Annotated in this window: 1 pseudogene; it reads left to right on the forward strand. The window is 47.2% G+C overall.

From position 1 onward, the window contains the following. Nucleotides 1-496, forward strand: a pseudogene (locus tag R7127_RS26825) (1-deoxy-D-xylulose-5-phosphate reductoisomerase); the annotation flags it as partial.

Raw genomic sequence — 496 nt, forward strand, 5'->3', positions numbered from 1 at the left:
CAACCCAATCTTGGCCGCTGTAACTTAGATGAGCATGGCATTTCTAGTATTCTGTTAACCGGATCTGGCGGTCCATTCCGTTACGCTGACATTGCCGATCTCGACAGCGTAACGCCAGCACAGGCAATCGCGCACCCTAACTGGTCTATGGGGCCAAAGATTTCGGTCGATTCTGCGACTATGATGAATAAAGGTCTTGAGTACATTGAAGCAAAATGGCTATTCAATGCGGCTCGTGACCAGTTAAAAGTGATTATTCACCCGCAATCCGTGATCCATTCAATGGTTCAGTATCGTGATGGTTCGGTACTGGCGCAAATGGGAGAGCCAGATATGGCAACACCAATTGCGTTGACAATGTCTTATCCTTCTCGTGTTGATGCCGGTGTAAAACCGCTAGACTTTACTCAAGTAGGTGAATTGACATTCTTGCAACCAGACTTTGCTCGTTATCCTTGTTTGAAGCTTGCGAATGACGCGTGTTTCGAAGGGCAAC

The organism is Vibrio sp. 1159 (assembly GCF_033340395.1).
GTDB lineage: Bacteria > Pseudomonadota > Gammaproteobacteria > Enterobacterales > Vibrionaceae > Vibrio > Vibrio alginolyticus.